We start from the raw sequence: 15,624 nt of genomic DNA, 5'->3' as shown, positions 1-15,624 counted from the left end.
TGGGCTGGCGGTCAGCGGAGCGGCCGTTGGCCCAGCTGCTTGGCCATGTTGTAGCCGGTGATGACAAAGCCCAGCTCCTGATAGAGCGCCAAGGCCCGCGGGTTGTCGTGGGCCACCCTCAGCTTGATGTGGGTGATCCCCGTCGTCAGCAGCTGTTGCTCCAGCACCCTCATGGCGGCCTTGCCATGACCCTGACCACGCTGGCTCGGGGTCAGGTAGAAGTCATAGATGAAGCTCTCGCCGTTGGCGGCGTCGCTGGCGTGCCAGAGATAACCGAGGGGCTGCTGCTCTGCCGCGAGCGGCTCGTCGCCCGGCAGGATGCAGAGCAGGTGGTGGTGTGGCGTGGCGACGCCCTGGGGCAGGGATTGCTGCAGCGTCCGCTCTGCCTTGTGGCGGGCGGAGGCCAGATCATAACCATGGTTGCTGGCGAGATCTTGCGCATAATCCTCTATGAAATAGGCACAATAAAGGGGGTAATGCTGCTCACTCATGGGGAGCAAACGAACGGTGGGAGTCGGCATCCTGCGCATCATCACTCAAGGGGACAAGGAGTGGTCACGTTAACCCGTGGCGGGTGGCGGTGCAAACGCCTGCCTCGGTGGCGGCGTCATGGGCCAAGGAGCGTGGCAAGCAATCAGATCGTGAATCCATAAAAAAAGAGCGCCCCGAGGCGCTCTTTTTGCGAAAGCTGAGGGTGCTCTTGCGAGTGAGGTTATTTGACCTCTTCACCCTTGGCTTGCAGATCCGCGTGGTAGGAGGAGCGCACGAAGGGACCGCAGGCGGCGTGGGAGAAGCCCAGCCCCATGGCCACATCCTTCAGCTCGTCGAACTCTGCGGGCGGCACGTAGCGCTTGACCGGCAGGTGGTGGCGGCTCGGCTGCAGATATTGACCCAGGGTCAGCATGTTGACGCCGTGCTCGCGCAAGTCGGTGAGCACCTGCACTATCTCCTCGTTGGTCTCGCCAAGACCCATCATGACACCGGATTTGGTCGGTACATGGGGGTGCATCTCCTTGATGCGACGTAACAGCTCGAGGGACCACTTGTAGTCGGCACCCGGGCGGGCGACCCGGTACATGCGCGGGGCGGTTTCCAGGTTGTGGTTGAACACATCCGGCGGGGTCTCGCGGAACACCTCGAGCGCCTGCTCCATCCGGCCACGGAAGTCCGGGGTCAGGATCTCGATGCGGGTCTGCGGGCTGTGCTCGCGGATCTGCTTGATGCAATCGGCGAAGTGCTGGGCACCGCCGTCGCGCAGGTCATCGCGATCCACCGAGGTGATCACCACGTATTTCAGCCCCATCTCCTTGATGGTCAGCGCCAGCTTCTTCGGCTCGTCGGGGTCCAGCGCCAGCGGGCGGCCGTGGGCCACGTCGCAGAAGGGGCAGCGACGGGTGCAGATGGCGCCCATGATCATGAAGGTGGCGGTGCCGTGGTTGAAGCATTCTGCCAGGTTCGGGCAGGAGGCCTCTTCACATACCGAGTGCAGCTTGTTCTTGCGCAGGGTGCTCTTGATGTGCTCGATCTTCTGGCTCGACGGCGGCAGCTTGATCCGCATCCAGTCCGGTTTGCGCAGCACTTCCTCGTTGGGATCCGGCATGAATTTCACCGGGATCAGGGCCATCTTGTCGCCATCGCGCAGCTTGACGCCCGGCTCCATACGAACGGGTTTGCTCATGATTCACTCTCGGTGTTTGTTATTGTCTGATTGATGGCCATCAGGGTATTGCCCTCATGGCCGCGCGGCATGGACTCGCTCATGCCGCATCTTCGGTACTCGTGATCGTCTGATAGCCAATCAGGCTGGCCAGCTCGGCCACCAGAATGGCTTGCGCCTCGGCCACGCTCTGCGGGCCGCCCAGGGCGCTGGTCTGGGTCATGGCCATGCCCGCATAGCCGCACGGATTGATGCGCAGGAAGGGGGTCATGTCCATGTTGATGTTCAGTGCCAGGCCGTGAAACGAGCAGCCCTTGCGAATGCGCAAACCCAGCGAGGCCAGTTTGGCCTCCATGCCGAGCTCGTTCTTCACGTAGACGCCGGGGGCATCGGCCTTGGCATAGGCCGAGATGTCGCTTTTGGCCAGGGTATTGATGATGGCGCGCTCGAGGCAGGTCACCAGTTCGCGCACCGACAGCTTGCTGCGGCGCACATCCACCAGCACATAGAGCACCAGCTGACCGGGGCCATGATAGGTCACCTGGCCGCCGCGATCGCTCTGCACCACAGGGATGTCGCCGGGGGCGAGCAGGTGCTCGGCCTTGCCAGCCTGACCCTGGGTGTAGACGGGATCGTGCTCCACCACCCAGAACTCGTCCGGGGTATCGCTGGTGCGACTGTCGGTGAAGGCCTTCATCTCATCCCATACCGGCTGGTAGGGGCGACGGCCCAGCTGTCTGACCAACAGCTGTGGCTGGGCGGGGATCTGGAGTGACATGGTTCCTCACTGACAGGCGCTTGAGTTGGCCCTGTGGATCAGCACAACGGGGTGCACAACGTCACTCGCCCCTGGCGGGGCGAGAGAGGTGACTTACAGGACGTAGCGAACCAGCTCAATCTTGCCAAGTGCGGTGTACATGGCTTCGATGTGTTCCTTGCTCTGGGCGGTGACCGTCACTCGCACCGAGTGATACTTGCCCTTGGAGCTGGGTTGGACCACCGGACTGTAAGTGCCGGGAGCGTGCTGCTGCAGCACTTCAACCACCTGATCCGGCAGGGCTGGATCGGCGATACCCAGGACCTTGAACGGGAATTTGCAGGGGAACTCCAGCAGTTCATCAAACTTGGTATTCATTTACTCACCTTTTGGCGTCGTCACGAGACGACTTCATCTTTAATCTTGCTTGGCCCATCGGACCGCCAGTACATGTCAATATGGGCACGGCCCACGCCGGGATCAAGGCCCGGGCTGGTCGACAAGACGTGGAGATGCTGCTTTTTACCACAAATAGACCCTCGGCGGAACCTGCAGTTTGCAGGGGTATTCGCTCGCCGAGCGCGAGACTGGAGAGCGGCGCCCTGGGGCGCCGCTCTTTCATCACTATTTTATGCTGTGGGGCTGGTTACTTGAACCAGCTGGAGACCAGCATCACCAGGTAATCCCACAGGCGGCTCATCAGACCACCTTCCTGCACTTCTTCCAGGGCGACCAGCGGAACCTGCTTGATCTCCTTGTCGCCTTGTTTCAGGAACACGGTACCGACTCGTTGGCCCTTGGCCAACGGAGCCTTCAATTCGCTCTCGAGCTGGAAGTCGGCTTTCAGGTTGTTGCCCTGACCGCGGGTGACCAGCACGGAGACATCTTTGTCGACGCCCAGTTTCACTTCAGACTTGTCGCCCATCCAGATCTTCTGGGTGACCAGCTCGGTGCCGGCCTTGTAGGGGGTCAGGCTCTGGAAGAAACGGAAACCGTAGGTCAGCAGCTTCTTGCTCTCGGCGGCGCGGGAACCTTCACTGCTGGCACCCAGCACCACGGCAATCAGGCGCATGCCTTCGTTATTGGTGGCGGAAGAGACCAGGTTATAGCCGACCTGGCTGACGTGGCCGGTCTTGATGCCATCCACTTGCAGGGACTGATCCCACAGCAGACGGTTGCGGTTGTGCTGGGTGATGCCGTTGAACACGAACGACTTCTGGGAGTAGATCTTGTACTCCTCCGGCAGGTCGCGGATCAGCGCCTGACCCAGACGCGCCATGTCGTGGGCGGTACTGTAGTGGCCTTCGGCATCCAGGCCGTGCGGGTTCATGAAGTGGCTGTCGTTCATGCCAAGCTTGGCGGACCAGGCGTTCATCAGGCCGGCGAAGGAGTCGGTGCTGCCCGCCAGGAATTCGGCCATGGCGACGCAGGCGTCGTTGCCGGACTGGATGATGATGCCCTTGTTCAGATCATCGACCGAGACCTGTTTGCCCACTTCGATGAACATCTTGGAGGAGTCGGTGTAATTCTTGGACCAGGCGTTTTGGCTGATGGTCACCATGTCGGTGCGCTTGATGTTCCCCTTCAGCAGCTCCTGGCCGATGATGTAGGAGGTCATCATCTTGGTCAGACTGGCAGGCGGCAGACGCTCTTCGGCGTTCTGCTCGGCCAGCACCTGACCCGAGTAGTAATCGATCAGAATATGGGCCTTGGCGGAGATCTCCGGCGCGGCGGGAACAACCACTGGGGCGGCGTTCGGGGTCGGAACTGGCTGGTTGGCCTGGGCGGTGGCGCTTAACAGGGAGGCCAGAATAACGGAGCGGGCAAATTTGGACATCTTGAAATTCCTGGTGCCTGGATGGGGAGTACCCAAGTTAAAACAAGTTAAAAAAAGCGGGCTTCACTATACCAGATGCGCTCGCCGGTCATAGCCCGACATGCGATCTGAGTGGGTTTTTATCCATTCTTGTTACAGTCTCACGCCGGGATACGACGTGAGGCTGTAACAAGGCGGTGGCCCACCGAGGCGGGCCTCAATGATCAGGGAACGATGAAGGCCTGCTCCAATCCACCTTGCCGGATCTGCTCGAGCAGGGGGGCTTGCTGATCGGCCGCCACCGGCCCCAGCAGGACGCGGAAGATGGCGTCGTGTGCCACCACCTGGTAGGGCACGCCATAGCGCTGGGTCATCACCTTGCCCATGGCCTCGGCCCTGGGTTGGGAGCCGCTGGCCAGCACCTGGATCATCTTGCCCTGGCCGGTGGCAGCCTTGGCAGTGGTCGCGGCCGCGGCGGGTTTACTGGCAGCTTTAGGTGCAGGTGCAGGCGCCGCCGGTGTGGCCTCACCCAGGAAGGCACCCTGCTCGGCAGGGGCGGCCGGCTGCATGGGCTCCATCGGCGTCATGGGGACCATCTCGACCATCTGATCCGGGGTGTCGTTGATGAGATCCAGGCGCACACGGGCTTCACCCCCTTCCACCATCCCGAGCTGCTGGGCGGCGGCATAGGAGAGATCGATCAGGCGGTCGCTGTCGAAGGGGCCGCGATCGTTGACCCGCACTATGGTCTCCTGGCCGTTGTCGAGGTTGGTGACCCGCACGTAGCTTGGCAGAGGCAGGTTGCGGTGGGCGGCACTGAACAGCTTGCTGTCCAGCACGTCGCCGTTGGCGGTTTTGTTGCCATCAAGCCCCTTGTCGAGCCAGCTGGCGGTGCCCTCTTCCTGATAATGCTTGATGTCGCGCCACACCTCGTACTTCTGCTTGCCTATCCAGTAGTCCCGGTTGCCGCTGGCGCTCATGGGCTCGGGGCGCGGGATGGCGCCGGTAGCCTGCGGGATCTCGATCACTTGGGGCTTCTCTTGTTGGACGGGGACTTCCTGGGGCTGTGGTTGCTCCGGCTGGCTGCTACAGGCGGCCAGCAACAAGGTCAGGCTGAGTGGGAGGAGTTTGTGGCTGTAATGCATACGCTTCCTGGATTGCTTGACTGAGTTGATGCACCGCCATCGCATAGAGAGGGCTGCGGTTATAGCGGGTGATCACATAAAAATTGTGGCGTGCGACCCAGTATTCCGGTCCATCGGCCTGTTCCAATGCCAGCAGTTTGACCGGCGTGTCCGGTGCCAGCGGGGTGGCAAGTTCGATGCCCGCCGCGGCGAGCTCGGCCCACTGTTGTTTTAGCTCGGGCTCTGGCCGAAGCAGGGTACCTACTGGCGCCAGTCCGATCAAGGCGGGCTCGACGGCAGATTCTCCCCAGCGCCAGCGGTGCTCGGCAAAATAATTGGCGACGCTGCCGATGGCATCCACCGGATTGGCAAACAGGTCGCGCTTGCCATCCCCGTCAAAGTCGACCGCGTAGTGGCGATAGCTGGAGGGCATGAACTGGCCCATGCCCATGGCGCCCGCATAGGATCCCTTGAGGCGGGTGAGTGGCCACTTCTCCTCTTTGGCCAGCAGCACCAGCTGGGCAAACTCCTTGGCGAAGAACTCGCTCCGCGCGGGGTAGTGAAAACCCAGGGTGTAGAGGCTGTCGAGCACGGAGTGACGCCCCATCTGGCGGCCATAGAAGGTTTCGATGCCGATGATGGAGACGATGAGGGCGGCGGGCACCCGGTAGGTTTGCTCGGCCCTGGCCAGGGTATCGGCATGACGTTGCCAGAAGCTGACGCCGTCTTTAATCCGATCCGCCGTGACGAACAAGGGTCGATAGCGATGCCAGGGCTTGGCTTCCCAGGGGCGGGCAATGGTGTCGAGGATCTCCTGGCGCAGCTGCGCCTGTGCGGCGGCGGCCTGCAACTCGGCCAGCGGCACGGCTTGCTGCTCGGCCAGCAGGCTCAGCCGCGCGGGATCTACGGCCGCGCCTGCCGTCAGCGCAAAGAAGCAGAGTCCCCACCACCCTCTCATCAGGCCAGCAGTCTTCTGTGGGTCTGGATGGACATCAGGATGCCGAAGCCGGCCATCAGGGTCACCATGGAGGTGCCGCCATAACTCACCAGCGGCAGGGGTACCCCCACCACCGGCAGTATGCCGCTCACCATGCCCATGTTGACGAACACGTAGACGAAGAAGGTGAGGGTCAGAGCGCCGCCGAGCAGGCGCTCGAAGCTGTTCTGGGCCTGCATGGAGATAAACAGGCAGCGGCTGATGATGTAGAGGTAGATCACCAGCAGCAGGGCCACGCCCACCAGCCCGAACTCCTCGCTGAACACCGCGAAGATAAAGTCGGTGTGGCGCTCTGGTAGGAACTCCAGCTGTGACTGGGTGCCTTGCAGCCAGCCCTTGCCGAACACTCCACCGGAGCCGATGGCAATCTTGGACTGGATGATGTGGTAGCCGCGACCGAGGGGGTCTTTCTCCGGATCGAGCAGCATCAGTACCCGCTGGCGCTGATAGTCGTGCATCAGGAAGAACCAGAGCACCGGCATAAAGGCGGCAATGAGCAGCGCCGCCAGGCCAATGAGCCACCAGCTGATCCCCGCCAGGAAGATGACGAAGAAGCCGGAGGCCGCCACCAGAATGGAGGTACCAAGATCGGGCTGGGCCGCGATCAGCAGGGTCGGCAGCAGTACCATCACCAGGGCGATCAGCACATGGCTGAATCTGGGGGGGAGGGAGTGACGGCTGAGCCAGGCCGCCACCATGATGGGCATGGAGAGCTTCATCACCTCGGAGGGCTGGAACTTCATAAAGCCAAGATCCAGCCAGCGCTGCGCGCCCTTGCCGATATGACCAAACACGTCCACCGCGATGAGCAGCACCACCACCACCACAAACAGCGGCACCGACCAGCGCGCATAGAGGGAGGGGGGCAGCTGGGCCAGGCCAATCATCAAGGCGAAGGCGAGGCCACCACGCACCAGCTGGCGCACGATGGAATCAAAATCCTGGCCCGAGGCGGAGTAGAGCACCACCATGGAGAGGGTCATCAGGGCCAGCAAGCCGAGCAGCAGCGGCAGGTCGATGTGCAGCCGGTACCAGAGGCTTTGCTGGCGTGCGGAGTTACTCATTGGGCATTACCTCACTCGGAGTCGAAGGTGTCGTGAGCGGCAGCAGGCCGGTCGGCTGCGCGGGCAACCGGCAGCCTGACGCCTTCTGGTGTACGACATCATTCATTGGAGACAGCCTCGCTCTGCGCCGGACTGGGTGTTGACGGCTTGCTGGGGGCGGGCGGCAGCTGAGGCTCTGGCGGCAGCAGGTAGGCATCCAGCATGTGACGAGCGACCGGTGCTCCCATAGAACTGCCGCCACCGGCGTTCTCCAGCACCAGGGCGATCACGGCCTTGGGCGCCTCGAACGGCGCGAAGGCGACGAACAGCGCGTTGTCGCGGTGCTCCACCTTGGTGGTGGCCGCGTTGTAGACCTGGTTCTCTTTCAAGCCCACCACCTGGGCGGTACCGGACTTGCCCGCCGCTTTGTAGGGGGTATTGGCAAAGGCGCGGCGTCCTGTGCCTTCATGGCCGTTGATGACGCGCCACATGCCGTCTTTGGCCACCTGCCAATAGGTATCACTCTTGGCGGCGATGGCCACGTTCGGGTTGATGGGGGCGTTGACGACCCCGTCCTGGGAGGCGGTGCTCTTGAGCAGGTGTGGCGTCACGTCGTGACCGTTCTGGGTCAGGATGCTGATCGCCTTGGCCAGCTGGATCGGCGTAGAGCTCCAGTAGCCCTGACCGATACCGATGGAGATGGTGTCCCCCTGATACCAGGGCTGACGCCAGCGTGCCATCTTCCAGTCACGGGATGGCATGACCCCCTTGGTCTCCTCATACAAGTCGACGCCACTGTACTGACCGAAGCCGAACTTGGTCATGTAGGCGTGGATCTTGTCGATGCCGACTCTATAGGCGAGATCGTAGAAATAGGTATCCGCCGACACTTCGATGGCACGATAGACATCGAGCCAGCCATGACCCCAACGACGCCAGTCACGAAACTTCTTGGTGGTACCCGGGATGGAGAAGCTGGGGCCGCCGAAGTAACGGTAGTTGGGGGTGATGGCCCCTTCGTTCAGTCCCATCACCGCCATCATGGGTTTGACGGTGGAGGCGGGGGCATAGATGCCCTGCGTGGTGCGGTTCACCAGCGGCCGAGCCGGATCGTTGAGCAGCGCCGAATAGTTGGTGTTGGAGATGCCGGTCACGAACAGGTTGGGATCGTAGCTCGGACTCGACTCCATGGCCAGGATGGCGCCGGTGTTGGGATCCATCATGACGATGGCGCCCCGGCGACCGGCCAGCAGCTCCTGAGCCTTCAACTGCAGACGAATGTCGATGTTGAGGTAGATGTCCTTGCCGGGCTCTGGCGGCTGGAACTTGAGGGTGCGCACCACCCGGCCGCGGTTATTGACCTCGACCTCCTGATAACCAGCTACACCATGCAGCTGATCTTCATAGTATTTCTCAACACCCTGCTTGCCGATATCCTTGGTGGCGGCATAGTTGGCGAGCTTCTCCTCCTTGTCGAGGCGCTCCACGTCACGGGTGTTGATCTTGGCCACATAGCCGAGTGCATGAGTCAGGGTATCGCCAAACGGATAGTAACGTTTGAGATAGGCCTCGATGCTGGCGCCCGGGTAGTTGTGCTGGTTGACCGAGAAGAGGGCGACCTGATACTCGGTCAGCTTCTCGAACAGGGGCACCGGCTTGAAGCGGCGCTGGCGTTTGACCTCGGCCAGGAATTTCTCCTTGGTGCCCTCCGGCAGAGCCAGCAGGGCGATCAGCTCGTCGGCGGTCTTCTCCAGATCGCCGGTCTCCTCCGGCACGATTTCCAGGCTGTAAACGGGGCGGTTTTCGGCCAGTAGCACGCCGTTGGCGTCATAGATAAGACCCCGTGGCGGGGCCACCGGCACGACCCGGATCCGGTTGTCGTTGGAACGGGTCTGGTAGGTATCGTACGACTCAACTTGCAGGTAATAGAGATTACCCAGCAGCACCAGCATGAGTACCACCATGCCGATGTAGGCAACCAGGGTGCGCCGGAAGAACAGACGTCCCTCGGCACTGTGATCGCGCATCTCGATGCGATTCTTCAACATGCCGCTACCTTATGACTGACGAAATGACGAGACGTGAGGCTATGGTGATTCATGCTCACTCTCTGTGATTTTGTAGTGTGTGAGGGGTGATACACCGGCTATACATGGTGTATTCCCCGTAATACGGGCGTGTATGAGGGATAATGTTCCAGAGACTCATGGCTCATTCCCTGTGATACGGATGATTGGTGGTGATGCTCCAAGCGCGATAGAGGCTCTCGGCCACCAGCACCCGCACCAGCGGGTGGGGCAGGGTCAGCGGTGACAGCGACCAGCTCTGCTCAGCGGCGGCCTTGCACTCGGGCGACAGCCCCTCGGGCCCGCCCACCAGCAGCGCCACGTCGCGGCCGTCCAGCTTCCAGGCTTCCAGCTGGGTGGCGAGCTGCTCCGTAGTCCAGGGCTTGCCCGGGATATCCAGGGTCACGATACGGGAGCGGCCGGCGGCGGCCAGCATGGCTTCCCCCTCCTTTTGCAGGATGCGGGGAATGTCGGCATTCTTGCCGCGTTTGCCTGCGCCTATCTCGACCAGCTCGAATGGCATGTCTTTCGGGAAACGGCGACGGTACTCTTCGAAGCCACGCTCTACCCAGGCAGGCATCTTGGTGCCCACCGCAATCAACTGGATCTTCATCGTTCTTTACACTGCACCCTTGTATTACGCTTGCACACTCTATTGCGTTGGCACTTGGGCGCCGCCCCAGAGTTTTTCCAGTTGGTAGAAGTCGCGGTATTCGTCCTGCATCACATGCACGATGACCGACCCCAGATCCACCAGTACCCATTCACCGGTGAGCTGACCTTCCACACTGAGCAGCGCGATCCCGGCGTGACGGGCCTCGCTGGCCAGATTGTGGGCGATGGCGCTGACATGGCGACTGGAGTTGCCGGAGCAGACGATCATGGTGTCCGTGATGCTGGATTTGCCGCGTACATCCAGAGTGATGATATCGCGGCCTTTCATGTCATCGATCTTGTCGACGATAAAGGCGAGTAATTCTTGGCCTTGCAATGTCTTCTCCTATGTTCCGGCGCGCTTGCACAGCATGAGGGCGGCGGATTATATCATGCTCATTCCCGTTTCCCAGTGGGGGAGAGGGCAATGGACCCAGGGCCGCCGCCGATGGGCAAGGCGAGCCCCTGTTGATCACTATAGTGCGCAACCGGACCAGACAATAGTCAAGCCGATACAAGCTGCGCCTGGCGGTGTCGGTGGCAAAACTCTCATCCTCCGCTCGGCCGAATTCAGGGTGCTGGTTGGTAGAGCCCTTGTTGCTGGATGTAGCTGGCGACCGTGGGCGGCAACAGATATCTGGGATCCTGACCTGCCGCCAGCAGGGCTCTGAGCCGAGTAGCCGACAGCTCGATGGGCAGGTTGTCGGCGAGCCAGATATGGCCGTGACGATGGCGGTGCAGATCTTGGGGATCCTGCGTCCGATGGAGGGCCAGCAGCTCGGCCACCTCGATTGGGTAGTCCGGTTGCCAGCCCGGGCGCTGGCTGACCACCAGATGGGCATGACTGAGTAGCTCCTGCCAGCGATGCCAGCTCGGCAGTGAGAGCAGCGAGTCCATCCCCATCAGGAAGCAGATCGGGGTATCTGGCAGCGCTTGTCTCAGCTCAATGAGGGTGTCGATGGTGTAGGAGGGCTTGTCTCGCTTGATCTCCCGTTCATCCACCACGAAGCCCGGATTCTCTGCCGCCGCCAGCCTGACCATGGCGAGGCGCTGTTCACTCGAGCAGAACGGACTGGCTCGGTGGGGCGGGATATGGTTCGGCACCAGGCGTACCTCGGCCAGCCCCAACGCGGCCTGAGCCTCGATGGCCGGGCGCAGATGCCCAATGTGAATGGGATCGAAAGTCCCGCCCAAGATGCCGATGGGGGCTTGTAACATCAGGTCGGCTCCAGCAAGGGGAGCTGCGTGGCGTCGCGAAAGCCGAGCGCCAGGGTCTGCAGCATCAGCCAGGCCTGCTCGGTGTCGAACCGGCGCTGGGCATCATCAAGCTGGGCCATCAGCTGCCATAGCTGCTGTATTTTGTTAAAGGGCAGGCGGGTCAGGGCTTGCTGGATCAGCTGCTGGCGGCTCTGCCAGATGCGCAGCCGGGAGAAGTGTTCCACCAGCGGTTGTCCGGCTCGCGCCGCCAGGGCCAGCTCGGTGAGCTGCTCCAGCTCGCGGCACAGGGCCCAGGCCAGCATGCCGGGCTCGGTGCCTTCGGCCCGCAGCGCCAGCAGAATGCGTTGGGCCCGGTTCACCTTGCCCTCCAGCAGGGTATCGATGAGCTGGAACGGCGTGAAGTGGGCGTGGCGTATGATGGTCTCTTGCAGATAGGCGACGCTGATGGGCTGCGGCGGCGAGAGCAGGGTCAGCTTCTCTATCTCCTGGCTCGCGGCCAGCAGGTTGCCCTCATAGGCATGGCACATGAAGTTGATGGCATCCGGCAGCGCCTTGAGGCCGAAGCGCTGAAAACGGGCACTCATCCAGCGTGGGAAGAAACGGGGTTCCGGATGATTGACCGGCACATAGGTGCCACTCTGGCTCAGCTTGTCGAACCAGGCGGCCTTCATCTGGGTTTGATTGAGGCGTCCGCCCGAGAGCACCAGCAGCAAGTCGGGATGCAGTTGCTTGCCAATCTCGGTGATGCGGGCGGCCAGGTCCTTGTCGACCTTGGCGGGCAGCTCCAGCTCGATGATCTGGCGCGCCGAGAACAGGCTCATGGCCTGGCAGGCATCATAGACCTGATTCCAGTCCAGTCCGGCTTCGACCACGAAGCTGTGGCGCTCATCGAAACCTTGCTTGAGGGCCACCTGACGAATGGCATCGATGGCCTCCAGCTTGAGCAGAGGCTCGTCACCAAAAACGAGATAGCAGGGCTTGAGCCCTGCTTTGAGATGGTCTGCAAACTGCTCGGGATAGACTCTCATCAAGATACTCGCATCAGAACGTACTCTGGCTGGGTTGATGGATCACCAGCCCGGCGGTCGGATAGATCCCCATCAGAACTTGACCTGGCTGAGCTGGCGGATCACCAGGTTCGCGGCCTGCTCCTGCATCTCCTTGCCGAGTTGTTCCTGCTCGCGGGACGAGGCGAGTGCCGCATCCGGTTTGTTCAGGAAGCTACGGTTGAAGGTGATGGGGAACACCTGGGTCGGCTTGCCCGGCATGCTGACGCTGAACTGGGTGCTGTAACCCAGCAGGTATTCGCGGTCCTGGCCGATGGAGTCGACGGAGGCAACCTGGCTGCTGCTGCTAATGCCTGCCAGGGTCAGCACCGGGATGCCTTCCTTGTCAGCCAGGGTCACACCTGAGGCCTTTAGGCGGGTGGTCACCAGGCGATAGAAGTCGCTCTTGTTATCGCCGACTACCTTCATGGTCATCAGCTCGGGGGGAATGGCGGTGCCGCGCATCTGAAAACCGCAGGCCTGCAGCAGCAGGCCCGTCAGCATGATGGCAATCCAGCGAGTAAGGGACATGCCCATGTAATTTCCTCTTTGCATGGCGTGAATGACGGCGGGCGCTGCCCGCCGTCATCTCATCAGTTGGCTACGATGTTGAGCAGCTTGCCCGGTACGTAGATGACTTTGCGCACGGTCAGGCCTTCGGTGAATTTTTGCACCGAGGCGTCGTTCATCGCCAGTTTCTCTACCTCGGCCTGGCTTATCTCGGCCGGCACGGTCAGTTTGCCGCGCATCTTGCCATTGATCTGCACCACCACCAGCTTCTCGGTCTCGACCATGGCGCGTTCGTCAGCCACCGGCCAGCTGGCCACGTCGATGTCCCCTTCCTTGCCCAGCATCTTCCACAGCTCGAAGCCGATGTGCGGGGTGATGGGGTAGAGCATGACCACCACGGCTTCCAGCGCTTCCTGCATCAGGGCACGGTCCTGCTCGTCGGTGCCGAGCTTGGAGAGGTTGTTCATCAGCTCCATGATGGCGGCGATGGCGGTGTTGAAGGTCTGACGGCGACCCACATCATCGCTCACCTTGGCGATGGTCTTGTGCAGCTCGCGGCGCACGGCTTTCTGTTCGCTGGTGAGCGCGGCCACATCCAGAGCAGGGGCGCTACCGGCACTGACGTGCTCGAAGGTGAGGCGCCACAGGCGACGCAGGAAGCGCTGGGCACCCTCTACGCCGGAGTCGGACCACTCCAGGGTCATGTCGGCCGGGGAGGCGAACATCATGAACAGACGGACGGTATCGGCGCCATAACGCTCCACCATCAGCTGGGGATCGATGCCGTTGTTCTTGGACTTGGACATCTTGGTCATGCCGGAGTGGATCACCTCGCGGCCATCGTTGTCGACGGCCTTGGTGATGCGGCCCTTGTCGTCACGCTCCACCTTGACGTCGGTCGGGCTGACCCAGACGTTGCCGCCTTTCTCGTCTTTGTAGTAGAAGGCATCGGCCAGCACCATGCCCTGGCACAGCAGACGCTTGAACGGCTCGTCGCTGTTGACCAGGCCTGCATCACGCAGCAGCTTGTGGAAGAAGCGGGCGTAGAGCAGGTGCATACAGGCGTGCTCGATACCGCCGATGTACTGATCCACCGGCAGCCAGTGGTTGGCGGCCGCGGGATCCAACATGCCCTTGTCGTAGTCCGGGGAGCAGTAACGGGCGTAATACCAGGAGGACTCCATAAAGGTGTCGAAGGTATCGGTCTCGCGGAACGCTTCCTGGCCGTTATAGGTGGTCTTGGCCCACTCGGCGTCGGCCTTGATCGGGCTCTGGATGCCATCCATCACCACGTCTTCCGGCAGCAGCACCGGCAGTTGATCTTCCGGGGTTGGTACTACTGTGCCGTCGGCCAGGGTCAGCATGGGGATAGGGGCGCCCCAGTAGCGCTGACGGGAGACACCCCAGTCACGCAGACGGAAGTTGACGGTGCGCTTGCCACAACCCAGGCTTTCCAGCTTGGCGGCGATGGTATCGAAGGCGGCCTGGAACTCGAGGCCGTCAAACTCGCCTGAATTGAACAGCACGCCCTTGTCGGTGTAAGCGGCGGCAGCCACGTCTGGCGCATCGCCTTCGGCCGGCTTGATGACGGCCTTGATCTCGAGGCCATATTTGGTGGCGAACTCGTGATCGCGCAGATCGTGGCCGGGCACTGCCATGACGGCACCGGTACCGTAGTTCATCAGCACGAAGTTGGCGACCCAGACCGGTACCTTGCGGCCATCCAGCGGGTGAATGGCATAGAGGCCGGTGGCCATGCCCTTCTTCTCCATGGTGGCCATCTCGGCTTCGGCCACCTTGGTGTGTTTGCACTCTTCGATAAAGGCAGCGAGCGCCGGATTGTTTTCGGCAGCCTGGGTGGCCAACGGGTGGCCGGCGGCGATACCCACATAGGTCACGCCCATGAAGGTGTCGGGACGGGTGGTGTAGACCTCGAGGCTGGCATCCAGGCCATCGACCGGGAAGCTGATGTTGACCCCTTCGGAGCGACCAATCCAGTTACGCTGCATGGTCTTGACCATCTCGGGCCAGCCTTCCAGGTTGTCGATGTCATTCAACAGCTCTTCGGCATAGTCGGTGATCTTGATGAACCACTGGGGGATCTCTTTTTGCTCCACCGGGGTGTCACAGCGCCAGCAGCAGTTGTCGATCACTTGCTCGTTGGCCAGCACTGTCATGTCGTTCGGGCACCAGTTGACGGAGGAGGTCTTCTTGTAGACCAGACCCTTCTCGTACAACTTGGTGAAGAACCACTGCTCCCAGCGGTAGTAATCCGGCTTGCAGGTGGCCAGCTCTCTGTCCCAGTCATAACCCAGCCCCAGCATTTTCAGCTGGTTCTTCATGTATTCGATGTTTTCGTAGGTCCAGGGGGCCGGCGCCGTGTTGTTCTTGATGGCGGCGTTTTCTGCCGGCAGACCGAACGCATCCCAGCCGATGGGTTGCAGCACGTTCTTGCCATTGAGCCGTTGATAACGGGAGATCACATCACCTATGGTGTAGTTACGCACGTGCCCCATGTGTAGACGACCAGACGGATAAGGGAACATGGACAGGCAGTAGAACTTCTCTTTGTCTACTTTCTCCACGGCCTTGAAGGTTTTCTTGGCATCCCAGTGCTGTTGCACTGCTGGTTCGATGGATTGGGGAACGTATTGCTCTTGCATTGGTGACATCCGGATCTGTGAAATGAATAGATAAAACGGCTGGGAAATCCCGATAGAATACCCATATCCTGCG

At 61.4% G+C, this 15,624-nt stretch carries 15 protein-coding genes; all 15 read right to left on the bottom strand.

Annotation, left to right across the window (positions count from 1 at the left end; translation table 11 throughout):
- Positions 1–11: 11 nt before the first annotated feature.
- Positions 12–521, bottom strand: coding sequence for a GNAT family N-acetyltransferase (locus tag BN1137_RS16190; RefSeq protein ID WP_050719584.1), 510 nt, complete (start codon positions 519–521; stop codon positions 12–14).
- A gap of 191 nt (positions 522–712) precedes the next feature.
- Positions 713–1,678: a lipoyl synthase gene (gene lipA, locus BN1137_RS16185; RefSeq protein WP_033130949.1), complete on the bottom strand. Its 966-nt coding sequence runs from the start codon at positions 1,676–1,678 to the stop codon at positions 713–715.
- A 79-nt stretch (positions 1,679–1,757) separates the two neighbouring features.
- Positions 1,758–2,435 carry a lipoyl(octanoyl) transferase LipB gene (gene lipB / locus BN1137_RS16180; protein ID WP_050719583.1) on the bottom strand — a complete coding sequence of 226 codons (678 nt, stop codon included), beginning with the start codon at positions 2,433–2,435 and terminating at the stop codon, positions 1,758–1,760.
- A gap of 93 nt (positions 2,436–2,528) precedes the next feature.
- The gene (ybeD, locus tag BN1137_RS16175) at positions 2,529–2,792 is read right to left on the bottom strand and encodes a DUF493 family protein YbeD (protein ID WP_050719582.1); all 264 of its coding nucleotides are present in this window, start codon (positions 2,790–2,792) and stop codon (positions 2,529–2,531) included.
- Between the two features lie 268 nt (positions 2,793–3,060).
- Entirely contained in the window at positions 3,061–4,251 is a 1,191-nt protein-coding gene (locus BN1137_RS16170; RefSeq protein WP_050719581.1) for a D-alanyl-D-alanine carboxypeptidase family protein, read from the bottom strand.
- A gap of 203 nt (positions 4,252–4,454) precedes the next feature.
- Positions 4,455–5,375: a septal ring lytic transglycosylase RlpA family protein gene (locus BN1137_RS16165; protein ID WP_050719580.1), complete on the bottom strand. Its 921-nt coding sequence runs from the start codon at positions 5,373–5,375 to the stop codon at positions 4,455–4,457.
- Positions 5,317–6,312 carry a lytic murein transglycosylase B gene (mltB, locus tag BN1137_RS16160; protein ID WP_050719579.1) on the bottom strand — a complete coding sequence of 332 codons (996 nt, stop codon included), beginning with the start codon at positions 6,310–6,312 and terminating at the stop codon, positions 5,317–5,319. The genes BN1137_RS16165 and mltB overlap by 59 nt, the downstream gene beginning before the upstream one ends.
- Entirely contained in the window at positions 6,312–7,415 is a 1,104-nt protein-coding gene (gene rodA / locus BN1137_RS16155) for a rod shape-determining protein RodA (RefSeq protein WP_050719578.1), read from the bottom strand. The genes mltB and rodA overlap by 1 nt, the downstream gene beginning before the upstream one ends.
- A 98-nt stretch (positions 7,416–7,513) precedes the next feature.
- Positions 7,514–9,442 (bottom strand): penicillin-binding protein 2, encoded by a 1,929-nt coding sequence (gene mrdA, locus BN1137_RS16150; RefSeq protein WP_050719577.1) that lies wholly within the window; start codon positions 9,440–9,442, stop codon positions 7,514–7,516.
- A gap of 163 nt (positions 9,443–9,605) precedes the next feature.
- Entirely contained in the window at positions 9,606–10,073 is a 468-nt protein-coding gene (rlmH, locus tag BN1137_RS16145; protein WP_050719576.1) for a 23S rRNA (pseudouridine(1915)-N(3))-methyltransferase RlmH, read from the bottom strand.
- Between the two features lie 39 nt (positions 10,074–10,112).
- Positions 10,113–10,451, bottom strand: a complete 339-nt coding sequence (gene rsfS / locus BN1137_RS16140) for a ribosome silencing factor (RefSeq protein WP_050719575.1) — start codon at positions 10,449–10,451, stop codon at positions 10,113–10,115.
- Positions 10,452–10,684: 233 nt separating this feature from the next.
- Complete coding sequence (gene nadD / locus BN1137_RS16135) at positions 10,685–11,332, bottom strand: nicotinate-nucleotide adenylyltransferase (RefSeq protein ID WP_050719574.1); 648 nt, start codon at positions 11,330–11,332, stop codon at positions 10,685–10,687.
- Positions 11,332–12,360, bottom strand: a complete 1,029-nt coding sequence (gene holA / locus BN1137_RS16130) for a DNA polymerase III subunit delta (RefSeq protein WP_050719573.1) — start codon at positions 12,358–12,360, stop codon at positions 11,332–11,334. The genes nadD and holA overlap by 1 nt, the downstream gene beginning before the upstream one ends.
- Positions 12,361–12,432: 72 nt before the next feature.
- Positions 12,433–12,915: an LPS-assembly lipoprotein LptE gene (locus tag BN1137_RS16125; RefSeq protein WP_050719572.1), complete on the bottom strand. Its 483-nt coding sequence runs from the start codon at positions 12,913–12,915 to the stop codon at positions 12,433–12,435.
- 56 nt (positions 12,916–12,971) lie between these two features.
- Entirely contained in the window at positions 12,972–15,551 is a 2,580-nt protein-coding gene (gene leuS, locus BN1137_RS16120) for a leucine--tRNA ligase (protein ID WP_050719571.1), read from the bottom strand.
- Positions 15,552–15,624 lie beyond the last annotated feature (73 nt).

The organism is Aeromonas tecta, from assembly GCF_000820185.1.
Taxonomy (GTDB): Bacteria; Pseudomonadota; Gammaproteobacteria; order Enterobacterales; family Aeromonadaceae; genus Aeromonas; species Aeromonas tecta.
The sequence above is the reverse complement of the archived record's forward strand: the minus strand, read 5'-3'. Positions and strand labels throughout refer to the sequence as shown.